Below are 25,709 nucleotides of genomic sequence, written 5' to 3' on the forward strand. Positions count from 1 at the left end.
GGGGCCGCTGGCAACATCGCCAGCGGCCCCGCTTTTTGCGCGATACGCTATCCTCTACTCGGCATCCTCGACCTCATACGAATCCGCCTCGGCGGGCTCATCGCCTGTCTCCGACGCGGTCTCGCGTGCCTCATCAAACGCTGCCTTCATGGTTTTGTTGCCCCAAGTGAGCTTGCGAATGGTAAGCTCATCAGCCTTGTTGTGGGCCAGGCGCAGATTCTCGGTGCTGCGGCGCAAATCGTCCTTGGTCTTCTCGAGCTGCTTGATGGCGGCATCGATTTCCTTGATCGCCGACTCGAATTGCTTACTCGCCAGGTTGTAGTTGCGTGAGAAGCCGTCCTTGAACTTTTCCATCTTGGCTTCGAAGTTCGTGACATCGATATTCTGCTGTTTGTACTCCGCTAGCTCCTGCTTATAGCGCAGCGAACCCATGGCGGCGTTGCGCAGCAGCGTAATCATGGGAATGAAGAACTGCGGGCGGATCACGTACATCTTCTCATAGCGGTAACTCACGTCGACGATACCCGCGTTATAGAGGTCACTCTCGGGCTCCAGCAGGGTGCAGAGCACCGCATATTCGCAGCCTTTCTGGCGACGATCGTGATCGAGTTTCTTAAAGAAGTCCTCGTTTTTATGCTTGGTCGCGGTCTCATCGTTCTCGTTTTTCATCTCGAACATAATCGAGATGATCTCGTTGCCGCTCGCATCGCACTCACGGAAAATGAAGTCGCCCTTGGTGCCCTCGGACGCATCGTTATCTTTCTCGAAGTACGCGTTGGGAAACGCCGTCATGCGCAGACGGTTGAACTCGGTCTCGCAGTGCTGCTCGAGCGACTCGCCCACCATCTTGGTAGACAGACGAACCTTCATGTCCTTAAGGCGCTCGATCTCTTCATCCTTATAACGAATCAGGTCATCGCTCGCGCGCTTGGCCTGTGCAAGCTCGAGCTCGTGTGCCGCCTTGGCCTGCTCCTCGCGAGAATCGCGCACCGCCAGCTCGCTCGTCAGCTTGGCACGTGCCTCATCGCGCTCTCGTTCCGCCGCGGCGACCGCCTCCGACAGGTTCATTTTTGCCATCAGTTCCTGCTCGCGCAACTGGGCACGCAGGCCCTCGGCCTCTTGCTCAGATTGTGCCTTTGCGGCGGATAACTTCTCTTGCGCCTTCGCGCGGTAGTCAGCAAGCGCGCGTTCGGCCTCGCTGCGAGCGGCATCGAGCTCGCGCTTCGACTCAGCCGCAGCAGCGGCAAGCGCCATCTCCTGGGCTTTATCCGCCGCGGAGAGCTTTGCCTGCAATTCGGCAATCTGCGCATCGCGTGTGGCTAAATCGTTTTGAGCAGCATTGCGCGCCGCCGACTCGACGAGCTTGGCTTCATCATCTTTGCGTTCCAGCTGCGCACGCAGATTGTCGATTTCTCGCTGAAGCTCGGCGTTTTCCTTTTGAGCATCGGCACGGGCCTCAACCGCCGCGCGCTGACTTGCACTCTCGCGCTCTGTGGCAGCGCCCTCGAGCTTGGCGCGCAGCTCGGCAAGCTCAGCATCGCGCTTGGCAACCTCTTGTGCCAGCTTCTGCTCCGCGGCGTTCTTCTGCTCGACAAGCTGAGCGTTGCGCTGAGACTCTGCCTCCTGCAAAGCAGCCGTCGAACGCGAGCGCTCAAGCTCCAGCGCCTGCTCGCCTTCGCGCTGGACTGCCCTCACACGCTCATCCAGATCGCGCGAAAACTCGGCATTGCGCACTTGTTTGACGATATCCGCATAGCCGGACGCGTCGACCTTAAAAATTTCGCCACAATGCGGGCACTTGATCTCGTTCATAGCAGCTCCTCGATGGACGCAAATTTCAACCGCTTACACTCTACCGCGCCGCACGGACAAAAAAAGGCGCCGCCGCCATAATGGCAACGGCGCCAAAACCACCACAAAGGGGACAGGCACCTTTGTAGTGGCTTGTGTGGTGGTTCGAGGATTACAGTTCAAAGAAGCCGAGGATTTGATCACGGCTTACGGGCTTGTAGTCGTTGGCATCGAGACCGACATCGTAGCGAAAGATAGGGCGCTCGCGATCGCGGTTGCGCGCGTTGGTGCGGTCTCCCCTGCTATGGATATGCCCGTGCAGCATGATGGCGCCGCGCGCCTTGCCATTCCAACTGAGCATGGGGTAATGGCTCATCACCAGGCGATGGCCCTTAGCGTAACCGGGAGCAATCTCCAGGTAATCGCGCACGTCTTCCCAAATCTGCGGTACGTCGGGATCTTCCCAGTCACCGTCATGGTTACCACGGATGAGCGTCACGTTCTGGCATTCGATACGCTCGCGCAGGCGCACCGCCTCCGCCAGGGGCAAACGATAGGTAAAGTCTCCCAATATATAGAGGCGGTCGTCCACAGCCACGCACTCATTGATGACATCGATAACCTTGCGGTTCATCTCCTCGACTGAATCAAACGGTCGATCCATGTCGTGCAAGATATTCGTATCGCCCAGGTGCAGGTCGGCGGTAAACCACATCATCGTCTATGCCCTCATTTCGCAACGTGTTCAACTCGTGCTAAGTATACAGACGTAGCGATGCGGCGGTTATCCAAAGAGCCCGCCGAACAGTCCGCGGCGGCGCTTGTCTTGCTTTTTCGAAGCGTCGCCCTGGGCTTTCTTGTCCTGCCGCTTCTTACGGTCCCGCTCCAGCTCGTCATCATCGAGCAGCAGCTCCCACTCAAACGGACCATCTGTCAGATCGAACAGGTCGTCGTCATCAAACATGACCGCCTCCATTGCCAGTTAGCGAGCGTCCACCACATAGTTGAGAAGTCTACGGACCCGTGCGGACACAAATTCATCCTGTCTGCGTCTTTCAATCGCTTGTCGCAACGCTTGCGCGACAGAGCGCTTGCAGATAAGACGGGAACACGGATGGCACCCGTTGCCGCGGATCTTGCCAACTCCGATACACGTTTTCATCGTGAGAAGTGGCCGTCTTCGCTTACGCGGGGGCAGCCACTTTGTTTATTCCTATGCCATCGACTCTAATGCACAAAAAGGCACGCATGCCACGTTGCCCTGACTCTATTGCGCCGCACGGACAAAAAAGGCGCCGCCGCCATAATGGCAACGGCGCCAAAACCACCACAAAGGTGCCTGTCCCCTTTGTGGCGGCTTGGGTCCCTACAGGTCGCGGTAGTCGATCAGGCGAAGATCGGGTTGAGACTCAAGCCAAGCGCGAAGCCCGGGGTCGATCAGAGCATCGACTTCCTTGGTGCGATCGGTCGTAAGCGAGCTGTTCTCGAGGATAAAGCGGTCGAGATAACCCGGATGGCAGACAAAGATCACCGTCTCACCGTCCACCATCTCGCGGACCGTCTGCATGATTGCCTCTTTGGGCTCGTAGTCCGGCTCCATCGAGCGCATCACCATGCGCAGGTCGGTATCTCCGCAATGCACCACCGCCGCAGGATCGAAGCTCGCCTTTTGCTCCTTAAGGCCCAGCTCCCGGGCAACCGCCGAGATCGCTCGGTTAAGGTTTTCGCTCATGACCGCATGGGCCTCAAAGTAATCCGGCTCGCGGCCCACGATCTCGACAAAGCGGTCATGCTGCGCGCGGATCTCGACGCAGGCCTCGTCGAAGTCTATCAACTCCTCGCCGCGCTTAAAATGCTCGCGGAAGGTACGGCTGCTATGGAACTCGCCGTTTTCGTTGAGCATGCTCGGAATGCGCGCCGGATCGGCACACGGCCTGCCCAGACACACGTTGGTATGCTGGCCCACTGCAACACCGGCGTCTGCCACGAGCGACCAGCCACGTGCGGCCTCGGGCATATTGGGCATAAGGCCCACCGAGCGCACCAGCCCCTCATTGACGCTGCGAGCGACGCCTAAGTCAACGGCATACGAATACCCGATATCATCGGCACGGATTAAAAGCCGTTTCATAACAACTCCCCCAATCTATGGAAAACTCACCACAAGGGGATACCTTTGTGATGGTTCGAGAATTACAGTTCGAAGAATCCAAGGCTCCAGTCGCGGCTTGCGGACTTGTGACCGTTGACATCGAGCCCCGCGTCATAGCGCAGAATCGAGCGCTCGCAATCGCGGCTGCGCACATTTCGCCCTCCCCAAACTACTATATTCAGAGGGGCAAGCGGAATGCCGAGAGCCTAGCCCCGACGCCGGGCGATTGCCCAAAACGTGCAGGCGATAGCGGCCGTTGCCAGGCTTGCGCCAACAAGCACCCCCTGCACGCCAAAGGCATCGGCCAAAAACGGAGCAACGACCAGCGGCAGCACGCCGGCGCCGTTGAGGCCCACGCGCATCACGCCCAGCACGCGCCCCACCTTGGCAGGATCGCTCAAGCGCTGGGTGAGTGTGACGCGCACCGGTCCCATGGCGCCAAAACCAATGCCACAGACAAGCTGCCCCACCGCAGCAACGGCAACATGGGCGGTACCCACATACACAACGGAGCCCATACCCGTCACCAGCAGCATCGCCGCAAGAAGCTCCAGCCTGATGCGTCCCGACGGCACGCGCATGATCAGGTACGACCCCAGCGTTCCGCCGATGCCGGCGATGGCCGACAGCCATCCCATCCACTCCGCACCCACGCAAAGAACATCGCGGTAGAACAGCGACTCGAGCGAATCGAACGCCCCATAGGCAAAGAAGCCCATAAAGCCCATGAGAAAAATCAGGCGCAGGTCGGCATCGGCCGCCGTGGCAATAACGCCTTCCCAAAGCGATCGCAAGCCCGTCGCCTCAGCGCAAGACTCCGGCTTAGCGACGCCCTGAACAGCAGCGCCTTCACGCAACGAGGTCGCAAGCAGCAGAGCGGGAACAGGTGCCACCGCAAGCAGGAAAAACACCCCTTGGTTGGAAAAGACCGAAGCGATAACGCCTCCAAGCGCAGGTCCAACGATCACCGCGACGCTTGTCGCGATGTTGTTGAGGCCGTTGATGCGCAGAAGCTCATCGGGGGCCTCCGTCAAAAAGCGCGGATAGGCGTCCATGGCCGTGGTCCCCGCGCCAAACAACAACCCGGTAGAGATGGCGAGTAGCGCAAGCGCGGGATAGGACACGGGGACAACAAGGCCAAAAACGCCCGATGCGCAAAGCAGGACGCAAACGGCCAGAAGCACATGACGCGGGCCCAAGGAGTCCACAAGTGCGCCGGCGCAAAACGTTGCAAAGATGAGCACCAGGTTGAGTCCAAACACGAGCGCGGACGTCTCAAATGCGCCGGCCCCGAGAACGTAGGTGCCGCAGCCAATGATGCCGACAAAATACGTCGACTGAAATGCAAGCTGAATAAAGAAATTTACCGCAACCAAACGGTGCGATGGAGAAAGAAGACGGGACATAGCAAACCCCTCATGCATATGGAAACCAAACAAGACAACCTGAGCGTCATCAGTCCATGTAGGTCTCGAACATATGCATAGTCTCCCCTTCGCTGCGGTCGTCCCGTATTCTAGCACCGATCTGGCGTCCCGCCCCTGCGCGCTGCCATCAGAACGCTCCACGTCCCAGCGCTTGGGCATGAGAAATGGCCGTCTTCGCTTACGCGAGGGCGGCCATTTTACTTGTCTCTATGTCATCGATTCTAATGCACAAACATGCGCACGAACTTGTGCTTCCAGCTTGCGTAAGGGGCATAGCGAAACGGCACGTCCAGCCACGTTGCCTTGTTCACGATGCTCTTCTTGTGGCTAAACGTATCGAAGCTCTCGCGTCCATGGTACTGTCCCATACCGCTCGCCCCCATGCCGCCAAAGCCCATATGGCTCGTGGCCAAATGCATAATGGTGTCATTAACACAGCCACCACCAAAGGACACGTAACGCACAAAGCGCTGCTGAACCTCACGGTCTTGGCTAAAGATATACAGGGCCAGCGGCGTCGGACGATCCGTAATAAACGTCTCGGCCTCGTCTAGGCTCTCAAACGACAGCACCGGCAAGATGGGGCCGAAAATCTCCTCTTGCATCACGGCGTCATCGGGGGACACGCCGTCCAAAATCGTCGGCTCGATCTTGAGCGAAGCCTCGCGCGCGGCGCCTCCAAGCACGACCTTATCGGGATCGATCAGCCCGCGCACGCGCGCAAAATGCTTGGCGTTGACGATATGCCCGTAATCCTCGTTATCGAGCGGATGCTCTCCAAACATACGGCGGGCCTCCTCCTTGATGAGACCCAGCAGCTCGTCGTGCACGCGCGTATCGACCAGCAGGTAGTCGGGCGCCACGCAGGTCTGCCCCACGTTGAGCCATTTACCAAAGGCGATACGGCGTGCCGCGACCTTCAAGTTAGCCGTCGCATCCACGATGCAGGGACTCTTTCCGCCCAGCTCAAGCGTCACGGGCGTAAGGTTTTTACTTGCACGCTCCATAACGAGCTTGCCGACCGGAACGCTACCGGTAAAGAAAATCTTGTCCCAGCACTCGTCGAGCAGCACTTCGTTCTCGGCGCGCCCGCCTTCGACAACTGCCACCAGGCGCGAATCAAACGCTTCTTCGCAGATTTGCTTGAGCACTGCGCTCGATGCCGGAGCATAGGCACTCGGCTTGATGACCACGGTGTTGCCCGCGGCAAGAGCGCCAGCGAGCGGCTCGAGCGTCAGCAAAAACGGGTAGTTCCACGGAGCCATGATGAGTGTGACGCCATAGGGCACGGACTGCGTCTTGCACACACTAATAGCATTGGCGAGGTCGCACGGGCGCAAGTGGGCACGGCTCCATCGGGCCACATGCGCAATCTGATGTCGAATCTCGGAAAGCGAGGTGCCGATCTCGCACACATACGCCTCGTCATGTGACTTACCCAAATCGGTCTTGAGCGCATGGGCAATATCGGCCTCGTGGGCCCGCACCGCATCGCGTAAACTCACGAGCGCACGACGTCGAGCATCGACATCAAACGTGGCGTGCGTCTTAAAGTAGGCGCGCTGATCGGCAACGATGCGCGCGATTTCCTCGGTGTTCATGGGCCCTCCTAGTTCTCGTCTTCAAACATACCACCCGCAACGACCTCGTACATATGCTCGAGCTCCAAACGGTCCATTAAAAGCGGAACGGGGTACAGGGGATTGGCCTCGGCATCGGCATGCGCCGCCATCTCAGGAATGTCGGAGCGGCGAATGCCCGTCACATATTTGGGTATGCCCAAGGCGGCGTTCATGCGGTCGACCCAATCGATAAAGGCCTCAGCAGCCACGTTGTCCAGCGCATTAGCCGGCGCAATGCCGGCCATGCGGGCGAGATCGGCGAGCTTGGGAGCAGCAGCTTCGCCATAGGCGCGAAGCATGTGCGGCAGGATGATGGCGTTGGCCAAGCCGTGGGGAATCCCGTAACGCCCGCCCAGGCTGTGCGCGATGGCATGGACGTATCCAACATAAGAGCGCGTAAAGGCAACGCCCGCTTTATACGCCGCCGAAAGCATATTGCGGCGCGCACGCATGTTGCCACCGCACTCATAGGCCTCGAGCAAATTGTCGTGGATGAGCTGCACCGCCTGGCGCGCCATCTTGCGCGTATAGGGCGTGGTGCTGCGCCCGATAAAGGCCTCGACGGCATGCGTCAGGGCGTCCATGCCCGTTTGCCCCGTAATGGAGGCGGGCAGGCCGCGCGTAAACTCGGGGTCGTGCACCGCAAAGCGCGGGATCAGCACAAAGTCGTTAATGGGATACTTGTAGTGCGTCTCGTCGTCGGTAATTACCGCTGCAAGCGTGACCTCGCTTCCCGTGCCCGCCGTGGTGGGAACGGCGATGAGCAGCGGCAGGCGACGATGGATACGCAACAGGCCGCGCATCTTGTTGATGGGCTTCTTTGGCTGCGCGATGCGCGCGCCCACGCCCTTGGCGCAGTCCATGGCCGAACCGCCGCCAAAGCCGATAATGGCCTGGCAGGCGCTCTCTCGATACAGAGATGCCGCTTCCTCCACGTTTGAGACCGTGGGGTTCGCACGCGTTTCGGCATAGACCGCAGCGCTAATTCCCTTGGACGCGAGCGCTGTCTCGAGCGGTGCCGTGAGCCCCAGACGGGCAATGCCGGGATCTGTCACGATAAGAACATGGTGTATTGAACGCTTTTGAAGCACTGCGGGCACTTCCTCAGCGTGCTCTAAAATGCGTGGCTCGGTACAGGGCAGCACCGGCAATGCGATGCGAAAAACCGTTTGATACGTTCGGCACCAGGCGCGGCGGGCTAGATGCATAAAGGAAGCTCCTTCATTTGTTGATTGGTCAACATTTGCTCGACCGATTGTACTCATCGGAGGTCGCACGAGGTCTAGCAATCGTTAATCAATCAACATCTACACATGCTTAAATTGTTTTATTAAAAATCATTCCTAATAGGCTTCACATTCGGTCTCATTTATGGATAATAGAACTCGTCAAGACGCACGTCCGGAGAGGGCCCTTACGGGACCGGACGAGCGCACCATCGCCATCGATCGAAAGGATCGAATCATGAAGTTTGTTTGCCCCGTTTGCGGTTATGTGGAAGAGTTCGACGGCGACCAGCTGCCCGAGGATTTCAAGTGCCCCCAGTGCGGCGTTCCCGGCTCTCGCTTCCTGAAGCAGGAGGAGGGCCAGCTCGAGTGGGCTGCCGAGCACGTCGTGGGCGTCGCCAAGATGGAGGGCGTCTCCGAGGACATCGTTGCCGACCTGCGCGCCAACTTTGAGGGCGAGTGCTCCGAGGTCGGTATGTACCTGGCCATGGCTCGCGTCGCTCATCGCGAGGGTTATCCCGAGATCGGCCTGTACTGGGAGAAGGCTGCCCACGAGGAGGCCGAGCACGCCGCCAAGTTCGCTGAGCTCCTGGGCGAGGTCGTGACCGACTCCACCAAGAAGAACCTCGAGATGCGCGTTGAGGCCGAGAACGGCGCCACCGCCGGCAAGACCGATCTTGCCAAACGCGCCAAGGCCGCTGGCCTCGATGCCATCCACGACACCGTGCACGAGATGGCTCGCGACGAGGCTCGCCACGGCAAGGCTTTCGCCGGCCTGCTCAAGCGCTACTTTGGCTAAGCCAGCAGCCTGAGAGATAATCTCTAGCTCGATAAGGCCCGGACCGCAAGATCCGGGCCTTTTTCGTGTCTTGCGAACCAGTTAACGTCCCAAAAATAGGACCACCTTCGGCATCTAGAGAACGTTGCCCCTTAGCTGCGATTCAGGGTATTAAGCGCATTTGGACTCAAATCGTCATACTGGACAAGGATTCGGGTTGGGTTTTTAGGGACAGATGCATCATCGGCACACCATAAACAGTCGCTGATATCGATATAAGGGATGCTCGAGCGCGTGAGGGCCCGTGCAAAAGAGCTTCCGCCCGCGTCACGCTCCACGGCCACGACGCAGTAAAGGCCCGCGTCTGCATGCTTGATCGAGACCTCCCCCGCCGGAAACGCCTTCCGCACAAGCGCCACCAGGCCATCGCGCGCCTCGCGAGCGCGCACGCGCACGCGGTTTACATGCCGCTCGTAATCACCCGATTCCAGCAAACGCGCCAAGGCAACCTGGTCAACAGAGCTCACCGACGAGGCGTAAAAACCAAGGTTGTGCTTAAACCGCTCCATTAGTTCATCGGGCAACACCATGTACGCTAGACGCAACGCCGATGACAGGCTCTTCGAAAACGTGTTGGTGTAGATAACTGACTGGGCGGCATCGATCGACGCGAGCGCGGGAATCGGCTTGCCGGCAAGGCGAAACTCACAATCAAAGTCATCTTCGATGAGATACCGACCTGGTCGCTCGGTGGCCCAGCTCAGCAGCGCGTAGCGACGCGCAATGCTCGTCACAAGACCGGTCGGATACTGATGGGACGGCATCAGGTGAAGGACATCGGTCCCGGTTTTCTGCAGAGCGCTCAGGTCCACGCCGTCATCATCCAACGGGATATGTCGTACTTGGCAACCCATAGCCTGATAGATGCGCGTCAGGCGCAAATACCCCGGATCCTCAACGGCATACACCTTGTCGGCTCCAAGCAATTGAACCAACATGGTATCGAGCAGCTGGGCGCCCGCACCGATAACGATGTTGTCGGGGTCGACATTCATGCCCCTCGTCCCGCGTAGATGGTGCGCAATCGCACGTCGCAGCCGAGCGGTGCCCTGCGCCGGCGCGGGCGAAAAGATTTCACGTTCGTCTTCGGATGTCAGCGTCGCCCGTAGCGCGCTTTGCCAAAGCCGCGCCGCCTCCAAAGCGGAAGGAGAAAGCGCATCGAATCGCTCGACCTGTCCGTTGACATCATGCGCGCTGGGGTCCACGGAGGCGACATCTCGGTCGATGCCCTCCGCAGCCGAAGCCAAAACCGGTGCATCCGGAAGTTCGCACGCGTAGTAGCCGCGCCGCGGCTTTGAGCAAATATAACCCTCGGCAAGCAACTGGCTATATGCATTTTCGATTGTAATGACACTGATTCCCAGATGACTGGCAAAGGCGCGCTTAGACGGCAAATGCTCTCCCGCCGCAATGCGCCCAGCAACGATATCATCTCGAATTTGCTGGTAAACATACTCATAGAGCGATGCCTCGCCGCGTTGTTCCAAATTGTAGTCGAGCATGAGTTTGTCACCTGACCTTATCGAGTCATTCAATCTGATATTAGTCTGACCTTGTTATTATCTTGAAAACTGAGTATTTCGCCATACCCAGCTCCCCGATAGGATGTTCCGTCAAGCAATGCACATGCCAACCAAGGGAGCAACCATGGCAGAACAGACCAGCAAGGCCGATCGCGTCAAACTCAACCGCGAGCTCGCGCAGATGCTCAAGGGCGGCGTCATCATGGACGTCACCACGCCCGAGCAGGCACGCATCGCCGAGGAGGCAGGCGCCTGCGCCGTCATGGCTCTCGAGCGCATCCCGGCCGACATCCGTGCCGCAGGCGGCGTCTCGCGCATGAGCGATCCCAAGATGATCAAGGGAATCCAGGAGGCCGTCTCCATCCCTGTTATGGCCAAGTGCCGCATCGGCCACATTGTCGAGGCGCAGGTCCTGCAGGCCATCGAAATCGATTACATCGACGAGTCCGAGGTTCTCTCCCCCGCCGACGATGTCTACCACATCGACAAGACCCAGTTTGACGTGCCGTTTGTCTGCGGTGCCCGCGATTTGGGCGAGGCGTTGCGCCGCGTCGCCGAGGGCGCCACGATGATCCGCACCAAGGGCGAGCCGGGCACGGGCGACGTGGTCCAGGCCGTGCGCCACATGCGCAAAATCCAAAAGCAGATCCGCAACGTTGTTGCCCTGCGTGACGACGAGCTCTTTGAGGCAGCCAAGCAGCTGCAGGTTCCGGTCGAGCTGGTGCGCGAGGTCCATGCCACGGGCAAGCTTCCCGTCGTGAACTTTGCTGCCGGCGGCGTAGCGACCCCCGCCGATGCCGCGCTGATGATGCAGCTGGGCGCCGAAGGCGTCTTTGTCGGATCGGGCATCTTTAAGAGCGGCGACCCCGCCAAGCGCGCAGCCGCCATTGTCAAGGCCGTGGCCAACTTCACCGATGCCAAGCTCATCGCTGAGCTTTCGGAGGATCTAGGCGAGGCCATGGTCGGCATCAACGCCGACGAGATCGAGATCATCATGGAGGAGCGCTGACGCTAGTCCAGCAGAAAGGATCGCGCATGAGCGATTACGCAGACCATACGGTCGCCGTGCTGGCGGTCCAAGGTGCTTTTGCCGAGCACGAGGCGAGGCTGTCCGAGCTGGGCGCACGTTGTATTGAGCTGAGGCAGGCGGCTGATTTGAAGCAGGACTTTGACCGCCTGGTACTTCCCGGCGGCGAGTCGACCGTTCAAGGCAAACTCCTTGCCGAGCTTGGCATGCTCGAGGATCTTCGTGCTCGCATTGCGGACGGCATGCCCGTCCTGGGCACCTGCGCCGGCTTGATCCTGTTGGCGCGCGATCTTGCCGCCCATGACGATAAGGGCACGCCGCGTTTGGCAACCATGGATGTACTTGTCGAGCGCAATGCCTACGGCAGACAGCTCGGCAGCTTTCGAACCAAGGGGCAGGTAGCCGGCATCGACGGTGAAGTGCCGCTGACGTTTATCCGTGCGCCCCGCATCGTCGAGGTCCACGGCGACGCCAAGGCCTTAGCGAAAGTCGACGGGCGCATCGTCGCCGCCCGCCAAGGCAACCAGCTCGGCGTAACCTTCCACCCCGAACTCGACGAAGACACCCGCCTCCACGAACTGCTCCTACAAATGTAGGAAGAACAGAAACGAGAGTGGATAATCCCCCACCTTGAGCATGAATATGGGCTCATACCAGGAGATTATCCACTCTCATACTATGTAGTCGTTGGGGACGTTCTTAAACGACTACTCAAACAAGAACGTCCCCAAACGACTACATTGCGATAGATGACCACGTTTGCCCAGATAAAACCGACCAAAATAAACCTGTCCCTTTTTGGCAGGTTTCGACCAAGGCAATGTCGATGTTTCGGCAACGAAAGCGAGCGCCCACCAGAGCGAACAAATTGGCATGAAAAGAGGACGGCATAGACCTTCTGGTCATGCCGTCCTCTTTGAATGACAAGTTGTCGCTCTGGTGGGCGCGCAGCGTCGAGCAGTTGCGCGGTTTGGTAAAACCGCGCAACCCAATTAGAAGCGGTTGCCGCGGAAGCCGCCACCGTTGCGGCCGCCGCGATCACCACCGCGACCGCCGCGGTCGCCGCCACGGTTGCCGCCGAAGCCGCCACGGTTGCCGCCACGGTCGCCAAAGCCACCACGGTTGCCGCCAAAGCCGCCGCGACCGCCGCGGTCGCCGCCACGGTCGCCAAAGCCGCCACGGCCGCCGCGATCGCCGCCGCGACCGCCGCGGTCACCGCCACGGCCACCGCGATCGCCAAAGCCGCCGCGACCGCCACGGTCACCGCCACGGCCACCGCGCTCGTCACGGCCGCCACGAGGACCGCGGTCCTCGTCCAAGCCCATGGCGACAAGCGGAGCGATAACCTTATCGAGGGCGGCCATCAGCTCGGTGGCCTCCTCATAAGAAAGCTCGGGCAGGAGCTTCTCCTTCTTGTTGGCAAGCTCGACCAGGCCCTCAGCAGCATCCTCGGCAGCGAAGACGACGATCTTGCGCATATCGCCCTCGGCGTCGTCGATGCGGCCGACCAGATCGGCAGCCTCGGCCTCGGCCATCAGGCCATCAAGCTCACGAAGGCGCATGCCCAGCAGGTCGGACATCTCCTTCTGCTCCATCTTGGGCTTGAGGTCAAGGAGCTTGATGGCGCGCTCGATGTTTGCCATGCGCTCGGCCTTGGCCTCCTCCTCCTTGGAAATAGCAAAGCGACGGCTACGCAGCAGGCGGGCGGCCTTCTGCATCTTGTCCATCAGCTCTTCGTCATCGTAATCAGCGGTGGCCTCGACAACCTCGGCCTCCTCCTCGACGGAAACCTCGTCAGCAGCCTCAACCTCGGCAGCTTCGGTCTCCACGGTCTCGACTGCCTCAACCTCGGCAGCCATGGTCTCGTTCTCGGTCTCGTTCATGATCTCTTCGTTCTCGGACATGAGACTCCTTCTTGGCCCTCTCGGGCCTCATCGCCCCATTCGCGGGGCCCGTCGCGCACTCTTTGCGCTTTAAACATTCATGCCTCTCGGCAAAACGTCCATTAGTTTATGGTCTCGCCCGCCAATCTAGCTGCAGAATCTATGTGCACACATTAATGCGACATGTCGCGGTATCATGACCTGAACCAAACGTGTCCATCTTAAGGAGCCCGCCATGATTAAGCCCATCATGAAATCCGAGTTCTTTTTACGCCCGCCCTCCGACGACGCCGGCCCCGAAGACGCCGCGACCGGGCAGGATCTCCTGGATACACTCCACGAGCATGAGCGCGAGTGCGTGGGCCTCGCCGCCAACATGATCGGCGTGCGCAAACGCATCATCTGCGTAAAGGACGGCAACAGGACACTCCTGATGTACAACCCTCAAATTCTTGAGCAGGTCAATGCCTATCAGACGAGCGAAGGATGCCTCTCGCTGATCGGTGAGCGCTCCTGCACCCGTTACCGTCGCATTAAGGTGGAATATTTGGACGAGAACTTCGTCCACCGCATCAAAAACTTCTCGGGCTACACCGCCGAGATCATCCAGCACGAAATCGACCACTGCCAAGGAATCGTTATTTAGACAGCCAAGAAAAATAACCAGCTTTGCTCCGTTAAATGCGAATCGTGATAACGATGCGGGTTGAGCACACGACAGCGAGCGAGCCGCATTTGCACCAAGGTGACGTGAAACGAAAGGGCGCTGACCTTCTGGTCGCGCCCTTGAAGTTGAACGTCAGATTGGTGTGAATGCGGCTCGCGCAGCGTCAAGCGGTCCGCCGTTCGGCAGAACGGCGGAACTATTAATTCTGGCGGTAGTGATCGAAGAAGTCGGCGAGGTCTTCGAGCGACTCTTTGAGCACTTCCATGCGCGGCAGGTACACGATGCGGAAGTGGTCGGGCTCGGCCCAGTTAAAGCCGCCGCCACGCGTGATCAGGATCTTCTTCTCGTGCAGCAGGTCGAGGGCAAACTGCTCGTCATCGGTGATGTTGAACTTCTTAACATCCATCTTGGGGAAGATATAGAACGCCGCACGCGGCTTGACCACCGAGATGCCGTCAATCTTGCTGAGCGCCTCATACACAAAGTTGCGCTGCTCGTAGACACGACCGCCGGGGCGGATGTAGTCGTTGACGGACTGGTGTCCGCCGAGCGCCGTCTGGACGATCGACTGAGCCGGCACGTTGGAGCACAGGCGCATGTTAGAGAGCATGTTGATGCCCATAATGAAGTCGCTCATGCAGCGCTGGTTGCCCGAAAGCACCATCCAGCCAATACGATAGCCCGCGATCATGTGCGACTTGGAAAGGCCGCTAAAGGTAATGCAGGGCAGATCGGGAGCGAGCGAGGCAATCGAGACGTGCTCGTAGCCGTCCATGCACAGACGGTCGTAGATCTCGTCGGCAAAGATCATCAGCTGATGCCTGCGCGCAACCTCGACGATGCCCTCGAGCACCTCGCGCGGGTAGACCGAGCCCGTGGGGTTGTTGGGGTTGATGATGACGAGGGCCTTGGTCGCGCTCGTGATCTTGGACTCCATATCCTCCAGGTCGGGATACCAATCCGCCTGCTCATCGCACAGATAGTGCACGGGATGACCACCGGCAAGGGTTGCGCACGCCGTCCAGAGCGGATAGTCGGGGCTGGGGATCAGAATCTCGTCGCCGTTGTCGAGCAGCGCGTTCATCGAAAGCTGAATGAGTTCGGACACGCCGTTGCCCGTGTAGATGTGCTCCATCTGAACATTGGGCAGGCCCTTGATCTGCGAGTACTGCATAATCGCCTTGCGTGCAGAGAACAGGCCGCGCGAGTTGGAATAGCCTTCGCAGTCGGGTAGCTGCTGGCGCATATCCTTAATGACCTCATCGGGCGTGCGGAAACCAAAGGGGGCGGGGTTGCCAATGTTGAGCTTGAGGATGCGCTCGCCCTCGTCCTCCATACGGGCGGCCTCGTCGACGACAGGACCGCGCACGTCATACAGGACGTTATCGAGCTTGGTGGATTTAGAAAAAGTACGCATGGTGGTGCTCCTTGGAATTTGAGCTGAGGGATGGGGTTCGGGCCTGGAAACGTTGCGGGGCGATGATGCCTCGCTTTGATCGGCGTCACCGGCGAGCAGCCAGGTAACATCGACCTCCAAAATGCGGGCGAGCAGCTCTGCCACATCGCGCCGCGGGATCGTCTTGCCGCTCACATATTGGCTCATCTGACTCTTACCGAGTTTTTTGCCGAACATCTCCGATGCACGAATCACGTCCGACTGTCGAACATCGCGATCGGACATAGCCTGTCGCAGGCGATCGCTAAACGTCTCTTGGGCCACAGGAACCTCCTTGCTGGCAAAGTTCAATTTATAGAACACGAATTGAACCAAGGTTCAATTTAGGCAGCAGTATAGCGCGGCACCTCATTCGAAAGTTCAATTTCATAAGAAAATGTACCGAACTCCAAGATTTGCCCAAGGCGGACAATGGCGTGTACACGTTTAGAGGTATTCAAGGAATCGGGCGGCGGCAAGCGAAACATCAGTCGTGCGACATATCGCATTGATTTGCCGACGGGGATGCCCCTCGAGCGGGCGCACGGCAACATCGAACTGACAGCGGCGCAAGATGAGCGCCGGAAGAATACTCACGCCCAGACCGTCCTCGACCATGGCCATAATCGCATAATCATCCCAGGTCGATAGCTTAGAACGCACCGCCAGACCCGCCCGACGAAACAGCGGCGTAATCTCGTCATCGGTGCCGCGTTCCAGCAGAATAAACTGCTCGTTGGCCAAATCGGCAAGGGAAACGACCTCCGCGGTGGCAAGCGAGGAGTCCGCTGGCACCACGGCCATCAGCTCGTCTTGCACCAACGGCCGCGACGCCATGCCGGCGCCGCGTGGCTCACGCGGGATAAAGCCCAGATCGCAACGGCCCTCTGCCACCCATTGTTCGATCTCTGAGTAATCGCCCATCAGCAACTCATAATCGACGTCCGGGTGATCGGCGCGAAAGCGCGCGATCACCGGCGGCAGTACGTGGGTCGCCACGCTCGAAAACGTTCCGATGTAGATTTTGCCGCGCATGAGCCCACGCATCTCATCCACCCGTCGCTGCAAACGAACAAATTCCTCGCATAACGCCTCGACCGCTGGCATAACTTGCCGCCCATCGGCAGAAAGCACTACGCCCTCGCGGCTTCTATCGAGCACCTTAAAGCCCCAGTCGGCCTCAAGATCGGCCACCATACGGCTCACGCCCGACTGCGAATAGCTCAGCCGCTCGGCGGCGCGCGTAAAACTGCCGGCGCGCACGGTCTCGAGCAGCACCTGCATCTTTTGAATATTCGTTTCCACGACACGCCTCCACCTTTGCATGAGTTTTTGTCATGTTATCCATGCATTATATTCGCTTTTATTCTAAATCCACCTCACCCATAGTGAACATGCTCGGATATAGAGGGGATGTCAGCGCATGAACAACGGACTGTTTACGTACTTAGCAGCATTGCTATTGTTTGGCTCCAACGGCATCATCGCCGCTGCCATCGCGCTGCCGAGCTCCGATATCGTGCTGCTGCGCACCTTTCTGGGAGCCCTCTCGCTTGTCGCCATCCTCATCATCACCCAACGCCATAAGCTGCAGGCGCCATCTCGTCCCCGCGAAGCCGCGGCCCTGATCCTCTCGGGAGCCGCGCTGGGCGCCAGCTGGATTTTTCTGTTCCGCGCCTACCAGACGATCGGCGTCGGCGTATCCTCGCTGCTGTACTACTGCGGCCCCATCATTGTCATGGCGCTCTCCCCACTCATCTTTGGCGAAAAGCTGACCGGCGGCAAAATCGGCGGCTTCATCGCCGTTGCTTGCGGTGCTTTTCTCATTGCAGCGCAAGGTCTAGGCGGCAATATGCCCATTGCAGGTATCGCTTGCGGCATCGCCTCGGCATTTTGCTACGCGCTGATGGTCATCGCCAGCAAGGGTGCGCCACACATCGAAGGCCTCGAAAACTCCGCGCTCCAGGTGAGCGCCGCCTTTGTGACCGCGCTGGTCCTCACGCTCGTCACGCAGGGCGTCCCCTCATTCCTGTCCGCCGGTGCCGCCGCCAGCATTGATTGGCGCGCCGTCATCATGCTCGGTGCCGTCAATACCGGCATCGGTTGCCTGCTCTACTTTAGCGCCGTCGCCAAACTGCCCGTACAGACTGTCGCCGTCGTCGGCTACCTCGAGCCACTTTCGGCGGTCGTGTTCTCGGCCGTCCTTTTGGGCGAAGCCATGACACCGGTCCGCCTGATGGGCGCCGCGCTTATCATCGGCGGCGCGCTCTTTTGCGAACTCGCCGACAAACGCGCAGGCGCCAAGGCCGGCATCGCCCAGACAGCACGTGCTTAAAAGCCCCTCTTCAGTTTTGAAGCATGGGCGCGTCCGCGGTTATCACATTGCAGCACGCCATTCAGCGGATGCGCCCCTGCTTTGAAATGCTGCCTGCGTACATGAATAATCCCCAGATGGGGAATTATTGTCTAAAACAACCTGATGTGCCAAACTGCTCTTGTATGTATAAAGACGGCATAAAGGTTTTCTGTCCTAGACAGATAACCGGATGTCTAGGGAGTCCACGTGGCACACAACAAAATGGAGGTAAGCCCCCAAGACCAGCGTAGTCAAGGCGGGCATGGAGCCATTCCCCTCTCCGCTGGCATGCTGCTCGTAACGCTCGGCGTCGTCTATGGCGACATCGGCACGAGCCCTATGTACACCATGAAATCAATCGTCGCCAACAACGGCGGCATCGGCACCGTCAGCGAGGATATGATTCTGGGCGCGCTTTCGCTCGTCATCTGGACCATGACGCTCGTGACCACGGTCAAGTACGTGGTAATCGCCATGAAGGCCGATAACCATAACGAGGGCGGCATCTTCGCTCTGTTCAGTCTCGTGCGCAAGGTGGCGCCGTGGCTGATTCTCCCCGCCATGATCGGCGGCGCGGCGCTGCTCGCCGACGGTATCCTCACCCCCGCGGTCACGGTCACCACGGCCATTGAGGGCCTGCGTACCATCGAGTGGGGCCACGCGCTTTTGGGTGACGGGCAAACCAACGTCATCATTATTACCATCATCATTATCTGCGGGCTGTTTGCCATGCAGCGCGCCGGCACCTCGTCGATCGGCAAGCTGTTCGGCCCACTCATGACGCTGTGGTTCCTGTTCTTGGCTGGCGCCGGTCTGTTCAACATGCTCGGCAACCTGTCCATCTTGCGCGCGCTCAACCCCATTCGCGGCATCATGTTCCTGTTCTCGCCCATCAACCACTCGGGCATCATGGTGCTCGGCTTCGTTTTTCTGTCGACAACCGGTGCCGAGGCGCTCTACTCGGACATGGGCCACGTAGGCAAGGCGAACATCTATGCATCCTGGCCGTTTGTTAAGGCTGCCCTTATCCTCAACTATCTGGGTCAGGGCGCTTGGCTGCTCGCCAATAACTCCAACCCCCAGATGCTTGCGATGGATATCGTCAACCCGTTCTATATGATGCTCCCCGAGCCCCTGCGCCCCTTTGCCATCGTGCTTTCGGCCGTAGCGGCGATTATCGCCTCGCAGGCGCTCATCACCGGCTCTTTCTCGTTAGTTTCGGAAGCAACGCGCCTCAACCTCATGCCGCACCTACGCATCCACTACCCCAGCGACACCAAGGGTCAGCTCTATATTCCACTCGTCAACAACATCATGTGGGTCGGCTGCATCTTCATTGTGCTGCTGTTCCAGAACTCCGAGCGCATGGAGAGCGCCTACGGCCTCGCCATTACCGTGACCATGCTCATGACCACGACGCTTTTGACGAGCTATATCGCCGGCATCCTCAAGCACAAGCTGGGTGCCTGCGTCTTCGCTCTGCTCTTTGGTGCCATTGAGCTATGCTTCTTCGCCTCGTGCCTCACTATGTTCTTTGACGGCGGTTACGTCATGATCTTCTTGGCCTCGCTGCTGTTTGGCCTTATGTATGTGTGGCGCCGCGGCACCGCCATCGAGCGCACGCAGACGATTCTGCTGCCCGTCTCCAAGTACATCGATCAGCTCAACCGCCTGCGTAACGACGAGACCTACCCCGTGCTCGCCGACAATCTGGTATTCCTCACCAACAGCCCCGACCCGCTCACACTCGACCGCGACGTGCTCTATTCCATCCTGGACAAACATCCCAAGCGCGCCAAGGCATACTGGTTCATCAACGTGCACGTTACCGATGAGCCCTATACGCACGAATACTCCGTTGAGACCTTTGGTACGGACTTCCTGTTCCGCGTGCGCCTGAACCTGGGCTTTAAGGTCAATCAGCGCGTCAACGCCTATCTGCGCCAGATCGTCGGCGACCTGATGGCCTCGGGAGAGTTGCCGCCGCAACATCACACCTACTCCATCTACGAGACGCGCGGCAACGTGGGCGACTTCCGTTTTTGCATGCTGCGCAAGATGCTTGCCCCCGAAACGGACATCAACCGCAACGACCATCGCGTCATGGCCATCAAGTACGCTGTCCGCCGCGCCTGCGGAAGCCCGGCACGTTGGTATGGTCTCGAGAACTCGGCCATCATCATCGAGTACGTGCCCCTCTTTGCCCGTATGCGTCCGGCAGTCAAACTCGTACGCACCCAGGTGCCACTCGAAGTTCAGATCGAGGAAGCCGAGGAAATGGATGTCGATATCTTCTCGGGCGACCTGGTCAACGGCAACGAAGCCGGTAGGGACATGAACGTCGATCCCACCGAGTTGCTCGAGAGCGTCGCCGATACATTCGAGCAACAGCAACTCGACGGCCTCGAGAGCGCCCAACTCAACGACGCTAACTTTTAGCGACGTCGCAAATCGATGACAGCGGCCCTGCACCTCACAGGAGATGCGGGGCCGCATTGCATTGCAGTAAAGCTATCGGCTACGAACGGCGCGGATCGGGAACCACGAGTCTATCGGGGCTCGCACCCTCGGCATCCATCAGGCTCACGTAGCGAATCGAAGGATCCTCGTACGTCGCGTAGTAATAATTGCCCGTACGCGCGCTAAAGCATCCGGTGTAGATGGTCTTCTCGAACTTGCCATCGCCCATCCTGGACGCCCCCTCGATCATCATCACGCCCTCGAGCGAGCGGAACATGCGAATCACGTTTTCGGCCTCGCTCTCCTTTTGCGGATAATTGGCATTGAGGTACGCCGCCTTTACAAAACGGCTCGGCGAATAGCAGTCGCCGGGAATGCCGCGCATGCCGGCACCCGCGCCATAGGGCTTAAGCTCGGCGCCGCGCCACGTCGCCGTCTGCGGAAAATCGTTTGTGGCGGTGATATAGGTGCGCAGGTTTTCCATATGCCACGGGAAGGTGGGCTGATTGGCAAGGGTGTCGACCGGATCGTCGTATACATGCAGGCCGTCAGCCATCATCTCGACCACGATGCTACGCTGGCTGTCGCCGATAATCCAATGGAGCAGCGACACGCCCAGCCCCTCTCCGGCAGATTTGGCGACAATCACCGTGTCGCGCAGCGCGGCCTCGACCTCATCGACCGTCGAGAACGTCGCTGCCACCCACAGGGGAAACTCATAGGCCGCGATATTGGTCTTGCCGTCGACAGGGTCCTCGGCATACTCGGCATAACCCGGGAAATTGAGACCCGCCACGGCGAGGCCCGCATCGTTGCCGCAGTCGAAGAACATAGGGTAGTTCTTGTAATCGATGCACATACCGATCACCGCGTGTGCCGCTGTCGTGTCGTCGATAAACGAATACGGAATGTGAAACCCGCGCGGCATCACGCGAACCTGTTGGCCGTAGTCAAAGCTCCAGTCGAGGTTGCGGCCCAGATACATGTTGCCGGAATTATCGGTAAATCGAATGCTCGTACACATAGCGCCTCCTAGCTTTACGTTCTTGCTAAGTTCATTGTCACCAAACAAAAAGGCGCTAAACACAAAAGCCCGGACATGACAACAATGTCACGCCCGGACCAAAAACGACGAAGTGCGGTGCTGTGGCCGCCCTAGACAAGCTTGCCAAGACAGTGATCGATCATATGCTGGATCATCTGCGCCTCGAAGCCCACAAAGTCCTGCTTGCGCTCGCGCATCTTGCCGTCGACGATCTGGTCAAAGGCAACCTTGCACTTGATATAGCGCGTGGACTTGGTGACCTCCTCGTGCGTCAGGCAGCTCTCCTCCATCTTGCTGGCGCCCAGGCCAAACACCAGACGGGGGTTGTAGAGCACGTGGGGCTCGCCGGCGTCGTCCAGGTAGACGCAGACCTTCTTGGTAACGCCAATCTGGTTAGCGGCAAGGCAGCCGGCATCGTCGAGCGACTTGATGGTATCGATCAGGTCCTGAGCAACCGACTCGTCCTCGACGGTCGCAACCTCGCAACGCTGGGACAGGATAGCCTCGTCGTGGCAAAGCTCTTTAATCATACGTTCCTCCATAGGGGTCGTTGTAACCGCTTAAGTATACGGTACCCACACATTTTCATGCGATAAATACCGTCCGTCTGTTACAAAGCGCCGAACATCAACATGCGAGGAACAGCAAGGTTGTAAAGACGATATAGTAAGTGAGTTCGTGTCAATCGGCCTAAACTCGGGGCCGAACAAGGAAAGGGTATGCATGGACGAACTTTTTCACGTCAGTGAGCGCAAGTCCACAATCGGGACCGAACTTCGCGCTGGACTGACAACATTCCTGGCGATGGCCTACATCATCGCCGTCAACCCCGCAGTGCTCTCGGGCGCTGGCATCGATGCGGGAGCGCTCGCCTGCGCCACCTGCCTGGGCGCCGGCGGCATCATGACCATCTGCATGGGCATCTTCGCCAACCGCCCGCTCGCCTGCGCGTCGGGTCTGGGCATCAACGCCATGATCGCGGGCATCGCCACCACCATGTGCGGCGGCGACTGGCACGTGGCCATGAGCGTTATCTTCCTCGAGGGTATCGTCATCTTGCTGCTCGTCCTGTGCGGCCTGCGCGAGGCCATCATGGACGCCATCCCCGTGGTCCTGCGCCACGCCATCTCGGTGGGTCTGGGCCTGTTTATCGCCATGATCGGCCTGTGCGACGCCGGCATCATCACCGCTGGCGCCGGTACGCTCGTCGGCCTGGGCGACATCGCCTCCCCCACCTTTATCGTCGGCATCATCTCCATCGTCGTGACGGTTGCCCTGGCTTCCCGCAACGTGCCGGGCTCGCTGCTCATCGGCATCATCGTCGCCGTTATCGCCGGAATCCCGCTGGGCGTCACCCATGCGCCCGAGGGCCTCATCGCACCGCTCGACTTCTCGACCTTCGGCGCCCCGTTTGCCAGCACTGCCGACGGCAACCTTGCCATCGTGAAGGTCCTGACCGACCCGATGCTGCTCGTCGTTGCCTTCTCGCTGCTCATGAGCGACTTCTTTGACACCATGGGCACCGCGATGGCCGTCGCCAAGCAGGGCGAGTTCTTGACCGAGGACGGCAATGTCGAGGACATCCGTCCCATCCTGGTCGTCGACTCCGTGGCCGCTGCTGCCGGTGGCTTTATGGGCGTCTCCTCCATCACTACCTTCGTCGAGTCCACCTCTGGCGCTGCCGACGGTGGTCGCACGGGCCTCACCTCCGTCACCACCGGCGTGCTGTTCATTCTCGCCGCGTTCTTCTCCCCCATCGTCACCATCGTTTCCAGTGCCGCCACCTGCGGTGCTCTGGTCTACGTCGGCTACCTCATGATGAGCGAGGCCTCCGAGATCGACTGGTCCGACGTGTCGCAGGGCTTCCCGGCGTTCATGATTGTCGCCGGCGTGCCCTTCACCTACTCCATCTCCTCCGGCATTGGCCTGGGCTTTATCGCCTACGTGATCGTCGCGCTCTTTAAGGGCGAGGCCTCCAAGATCAAGCCGCTCATGTGGATCGCAGCCCTTGCCTTCCTCGTCTACTTCTTCGTAGCGTAGGCGCAAGATTCGCAATACCAAACAGCAAAGCGCGGAGTCGCATCGAGCGGCTCCGCGCTTTGCTTTTAAAGCCAGGCACCACACGGACGCGCGATGTATTGCTTCGCAAGTTTTGGACGTTTTGCTCTCCAAACGGCACTACCGACGGCTACATCCTGCAGATATGCTGGAAATATCCGCATAGGCCCTATGAGGATGGGAGTAACCATGGCCGCCTTGTTCACGACCCCCAAGCGCAATGACAAAACCTCTGGAGCCCATTTTATCGAGCCCGACGTGCGCCGTCGCACGCTGCTCGCACACGGCAGCTGGCGCCGCGTGACACGCCGCATCGTTGTAGGCGCCGTATGCGCGCTTACGGTAAGCTCGCTGCTCATGCCGAGCATCTCGCTCGCAGCCGAGTGGGTCAACGTCGGCGGCACTCAGTACAACACTGCAGCAGGCGACGAGGCCGGCACCTGGGCCTGGGACGGCGCCGACGACATGAAACTCAACGGCTATAACGGCGGTGCGATCCAGGCTGCGGGCAAGCTCAACATTGCCTACGAGGGCAAGAACACCGTGAAAACCGAGCCCGATTACACCGGAGCCGCCATCAAGGCGCAGGATGGCACTAGCCAGAAAGCAGAGTTGAACATAACGAGCTCGAATAGCACGGATGAGCTCAATGTGACAGCTGAGGCCGATGCAATTAAATCCACAGGCGACCTCTCCATTTCTGGCCCAGGCACTGTGAACACCACAAGCACTACTTCCGACGGAATTGAGGCAAAGGGCGATCTCTCTATCACGGGCTCGGGCACCGTGAATGCAACGGGCGGTACCGAAGGCATCCAATCCAAGGGCAAGACCACCATCGATTCCTCTGGCACAGTGATCGCTAAAGGAAGCGAAGGTTACGGCATCGCCGCGGGCAGTGACCTGATCATCAAAGGCGGTGGCAAGGTAGAAGCAAGCTCGATAGAAGAAGCGGCGATTTGGGCTGACGGCAACATCGACATCTCGGGCGGCAGCCAGGTCGAGGCAAGCTCCCAGGGAGATCTTGCCGTCGACGCTGAGGGTAGTCTCGCGGTCACGAACGCCTCCCTTGACGCAAGCGGTGTTGAATATGGTGTCTATGCCTACAAGGGCGTTACGCTCGATCACGCGACCGTGACGGTCCGCACAAGCGCGAGCGGCGGCCAGGCCATCGCCCTCATCACTGACGGGGACGACATCGTCATCAAGAATGGTTCCATCGTGGACGCGTTCGCAGAAGGCAAATTCTCGGTTGCAATCTCTACCAGAAACCACCAGCCAAACGTCGCTGGCGGCCACATCTACATCAGCGACTCCGTTGTTAAGGCTATAGCCCGCTATGTCGAGACCGGTGGCGATGGCCCCGATCACTACAGCAACGACCAAAGCGGCGAGGTCATCCCTGAGCCTAGGGGTCTGAACATCGGTATCTTCGCCCAGACCTACGAGGGCATCACACCCGCGAGTATCTCGATCGTCCGCAGCAAGCTCACGGCCGAGGGAGACACGGCGGCAATCTTCGCTCTTGCCATAAGCGAGGATGGCAAGGCGATCGGCACCATCGAGATCGAAGGCGCTCCCATCCAGACGCCCGCAGGCGGCAAGATCATTAACTATCGCTACGAAGAAGAGTGCGGCCCCAGCATCTCCTACGAGGCAGGTCAAACCATCGGCACGGGCGACGCCACGATCGACTCCCCCTATGACGCCGCTGTCGCCAAGCGCACGGTCACCGTGCCTCCCGAGGAGATCAAACCCGAGGAAAAGTCCGGCGAGACCAAGCCCGAGGGTTCCAAGTCCGAGGTCACGAAGACAACCAAGACCGTTGCAGTTGCAGCCACGGGAGCCAAGATCGCCGGCAAACTCGCAGCAACCGGCGACGCCTCGAGCACAGCCATCGTGGCAGCCGCCCTTGCGGGAACAGCCGCCATCGCCGCGGGCGCCGTGGTGAGCCGCAAGCGCTCGTAAACACTTTTTCGCACAGGACGGGTGGATCGCAGCCCTTGCCTTCCTCGTCTACTTCTTCGTAGCGTAAGGGCAAGGCTGCAAAAGCTGAACAATAAAGCGCGGAGTCGCCATGCGGCCCCGCGCTTTTCTTTTAGCGCCGGTCCCTGCGCCGGCGTGCGGCCTATTTCTCCCCCATTTTGGCCATTTTGCCCTCCAAACGGCACTACCGCCGGCAACATCCAGCAGATACGC

At 59.3% G+C, this 25,709-nt stretch carries 21 protein-coding genes; 8 read left to right on the plus strand and 13 right to left on the minus strand.

The window, feature by feature from the left end; all coding sequences use genetic code 11:
* Positions 1 to 54 precede the first annotated feature (54 nt).
* From DXC79_RS06015 to DXC79_RS06045, 7 genes are all read right to left on the minus strand, one after another.
* On the minus strand, positions 55 to 1,812 hold the full coding sequence (locus DXC79_RS06015) for a DUF2130 domain-containing protein (RefSeq protein ID WP_117635499.1): 1,758 nt from the start codon (positions 1,810 to 1,812) through the stop codon (positions 55 to 57).
* 151 nt (positions 1,813 to 1,963) lie between these two features.
* Positions 1,964 to 2,509: a metallophosphoesterase gene (locus DXC79_RS06020; RefSeq protein ID WP_117635500.1), complete on the minus strand. Its 546-nt coding sequence runs from the start codon at positions 2,507 to 2,509 to the stop codon at positions 1,964 to 1,966.
* A gap of 66 nt (positions 2,510 to 2,575) precedes the next feature.
* Positions 2,576 to 2,755 (minus strand): hypothetical protein, encoded by a 180-nt coding sequence (locus DXC79_RS06025; protein ID WP_117635501.1) that lies wholly within the window; start codon positions 2,753 to 2,755, stop codon positions 2,576 to 2,578.
* A 402-nt stretch (positions 2,756 to 3,157) separates the two neighbouring features.
* A complete protein-coding gene (locus DXC79_RS06030; protein WP_117635502.1) occupies positions 3,158 to 3,922 on the minus strand; it encodes a ChbG/HpnK family deacetylase in 765 nt (254 codons plus the stop codon).
* Between the two features lie 227 nt (positions 3,923 to 4,149).
* Positions 4,150 to 5,349, minus strand: a complete 1,200-nt coding sequence (locus DXC79_RS06035) for an MFS transporter (protein WP_158550978.1) — start codon at positions 5,347 to 5,349, stop codon at positions 4,150 to 4,152.
* Between the two features lie 242 nt (positions 5,350 to 5,591).
* Positions 5,592 to 6,971: an aldehyde dehydrogenase gene (locus DXC79_RS06040; protein WP_117635504.1), complete on the minus strand. Its 1,380-nt coding sequence runs from the start codon at positions 6,969 to 6,971 to the stop codon at positions 5,592 to 5,594.
* Positions 6,972 to 6,979: 8 nt separating this feature from the next.
* On the minus strand, positions 6,980 to 8,257 hold the full coding sequence (locus tag DXC79_RS06045; protein WP_370445756.1) for an iron-containing alcohol dehydrogenase: 1,278 nt from the start codon (positions 8,255 to 8,257) through the stop codon (positions 6,980 to 6,982).
* A 196-nt stretch (positions 8,258 to 8,453) separates the two neighbouring features.
* Here DXC79_RS06045 and DXC79_RS06050 point away from each other — a divergent pair, with 196 nt between their 5' ends.
* Positions 8,454 to 9,017, plus strand: coding sequence for a ferritin family protein (locus DXC79_RS06050; protein WP_070097113.1), 564 nt, complete (start codon positions 8,454 to 8,456; stop codon positions 9,015 to 9,017).
* A gap of 131 nt (positions 9,018 to 9,148) precedes the next feature.
* Here the strand turns inward: DXC79_RS06050 and DXC79_RS06055 are convergent, their stop codons facing one another.
* Positions 9,149 to 10,558 carry a PLP-dependent aminotransferase family protein gene (locus tag DXC79_RS06055; RefSeq protein ID WP_117635506.1) on the minus strand — a complete coding sequence of 470 codons (1,410 nt, stop codon included), beginning with the start codon at positions 10,556 to 10,558 and terminating at the stop codon, positions 9,149 to 9,151.
* Positions 10,559 to 10,703: 145 nt separating this feature from the next.
* Here DXC79_RS06055 and pdxS point away from each other — a divergent pair, with 145 nt between their 5' ends.
* Together pdxS and pdxT are read left to right on the plus strand one after the other, a co-directional pair.
* Positions 10,704 to 11,588 (plus strand): pyridoxal 5'-phosphate synthase lyase subunit PdxS, encoded by an 885-nt coding sequence (pdxS, locus tag DXC79_RS06060; protein WP_117635507.1) that lies wholly within the window; start codon positions 10,704 to 10,706, stop codon positions 11,586 to 11,588.
* A gap of 26 nt (positions 11,589 to 11,614) precedes the next feature.
* Entirely contained in the window at positions 11,615 to 12,202 is a 588-nt protein-coding gene (pdxT, locus tag DXC79_RS06065; protein ID WP_117635508.1) for a pyridoxal 5'-phosphate synthase glutaminase subunit PdxT, read from the plus strand.
* Positions 12,203 to 12,598: 396 nt separating this feature from the next.
* On the opposite strand, the gene DXC79_RS06070 is transcribed toward pdxT, so the two are convergent.
* Positions 12,599 to 13,510 carry a hypothetical protein gene (locus tag DXC79_RS06070; protein WP_117635509.1) on the minus strand — a complete coding sequence of 304 codons (912 nt, stop codon included), beginning with the start codon at positions 13,508 to 13,510 and terminating at the stop codon, positions 12,599 to 12,601.
* Positions 13,511 to 13,724: 214 nt separating this feature from the next.
* Between DXC79_RS06070 and DXC79_RS06075 the strand changes: the two genes are divergently transcribed.
* Positions 13,725 to 14,135 (plus strand): peptide deformylase, encoded by a 411-nt coding sequence (locus tag DXC79_RS06075; RefSeq protein WP_117635510.1) that lies wholly within the window; start codon positions 13,725 to 13,727, stop codon positions 14,133 to 14,135.
* Between the two features lie 220 nt (positions 14,136 to 14,355).
* Here DXC79_RS06075 and DXC79_RS06080 read toward each other — a convergent pair whose 3' ends face one another.
* Together DXC79_RS06080 and DXC79_RS06085 are read right to left on the minus strand one after the other, a co-directional pair.
* Positions 14,356 to 15,837, minus strand: a complete 1,482-nt coding sequence (locus DXC79_RS06080) for an aminotransferase class I/II-fold pyridoxal phosphate-dependent enzyme (RefSeq protein WP_117635542.1) — start codon at positions 15,835 to 15,837, stop codon at positions 14,356 to 14,358.
* 201 nt (positions 15,838 to 16,038) lie between these two features.
* Positions 16,039 to 16,896, minus strand: coding sequence for a LysR family transcriptional regulator (locus tag DXC79_RS06085; protein WP_233503026.1), 858 nt, complete (start codon positions 16,894 to 16,896; stop codon positions 16,039 to 16,041).
* 118 nt (positions 16,897 to 17,014) lie between these two features.
* Here DXC79_RS06085 and DXC79_RS06090 point away from each other — a divergent pair, with 118 nt between their 5' ends.
* Together DXC79_RS06090 and DXC79_RS06095 are read left to right on the plus strand one after the other, a co-directional pair.
* Positions 17,015 to 17,926 carry a DMT family transporter gene (locus tag DXC79_RS06090; protein WP_117635512.1) on the plus strand — a complete coding sequence of 304 codons (912 nt, stop codon included), beginning with the start codon at positions 17,015 to 17,017 and terminating at the stop codon, positions 17,924 to 17,926.
* 243 nt (positions 17,927 to 18,169) lie between these two features.
* Complete coding sequence (locus DXC79_RS06095; RefSeq protein ID WP_117635543.1) at positions 18,170 to 20,386, plus strand: KUP/HAK/KT family potassium transporter; 2,217 nt, start codon at positions 18,170 to 18,172, stop codon at positions 20,384 to 20,386.
* Between the two features lie 79 nt (positions 20,387 to 20,465).
* Here the strand turns inward: DXC79_RS06095 and bsh are convergent, their stop codons facing one another.
* On the minus strand, positions 20,466 to 21,431 hold the full coding sequence (gene bsh / locus DXC79_RS06100) for a choloylglycine hydrolase (protein WP_117635513.1): 966 nt from the start codon (positions 21,429 to 21,431) through the stop codon (positions 20,466 to 20,468).
* A gap of 131 nt (positions 21,432 to 21,562) precedes the next feature.
* Complete coding sequence (locus DXC79_RS06105; RefSeq protein WP_055250721.1) at positions 21,563 to 21,982, minus strand: peptide deformylase; 420 nt, start codon at positions 21,980 to 21,982, stop codon at positions 21,563 to 21,565.
* A 193-nt stretch (positions 21,983 to 22,175) separates the two neighbouring features.
* Between DXC79_RS06105 and DXC79_RS06110 the strand changes: the two genes are divergently transcribed.
* A complete protein-coding gene (locus DXC79_RS06110; protein WP_117635514.1) occupies positions 22,176 to 23,492 on the plus strand; it encodes an NCS2 family permease in 1,317 nt (438 codons plus the stop codon).
* 207 nt (positions 23,493 to 23,699) lie between these two features.
* Positions 23,700 to 25,478, plus strand: coding sequence for an LPXTG cell wall anchor domain-containing protein (locus DXC79_RS06115; RefSeq protein WP_158550979.1), 1,779 nt, complete (start codon positions 23,700 to 23,702; stop codon positions 25,476 to 25,478).
* Positions 25,479 to 25,709: the final 231 nt, after the last annotated feature.

Origin of the sequence: Collinsella sp. TF08-11AT (genome assembly GCF_003437035.1) — a bacterium.
GTDB lineage: Bacteria > Actinomycetota > Coriobacteriia > Coriobacteriales > Coriobacteriaceae > Collinsella.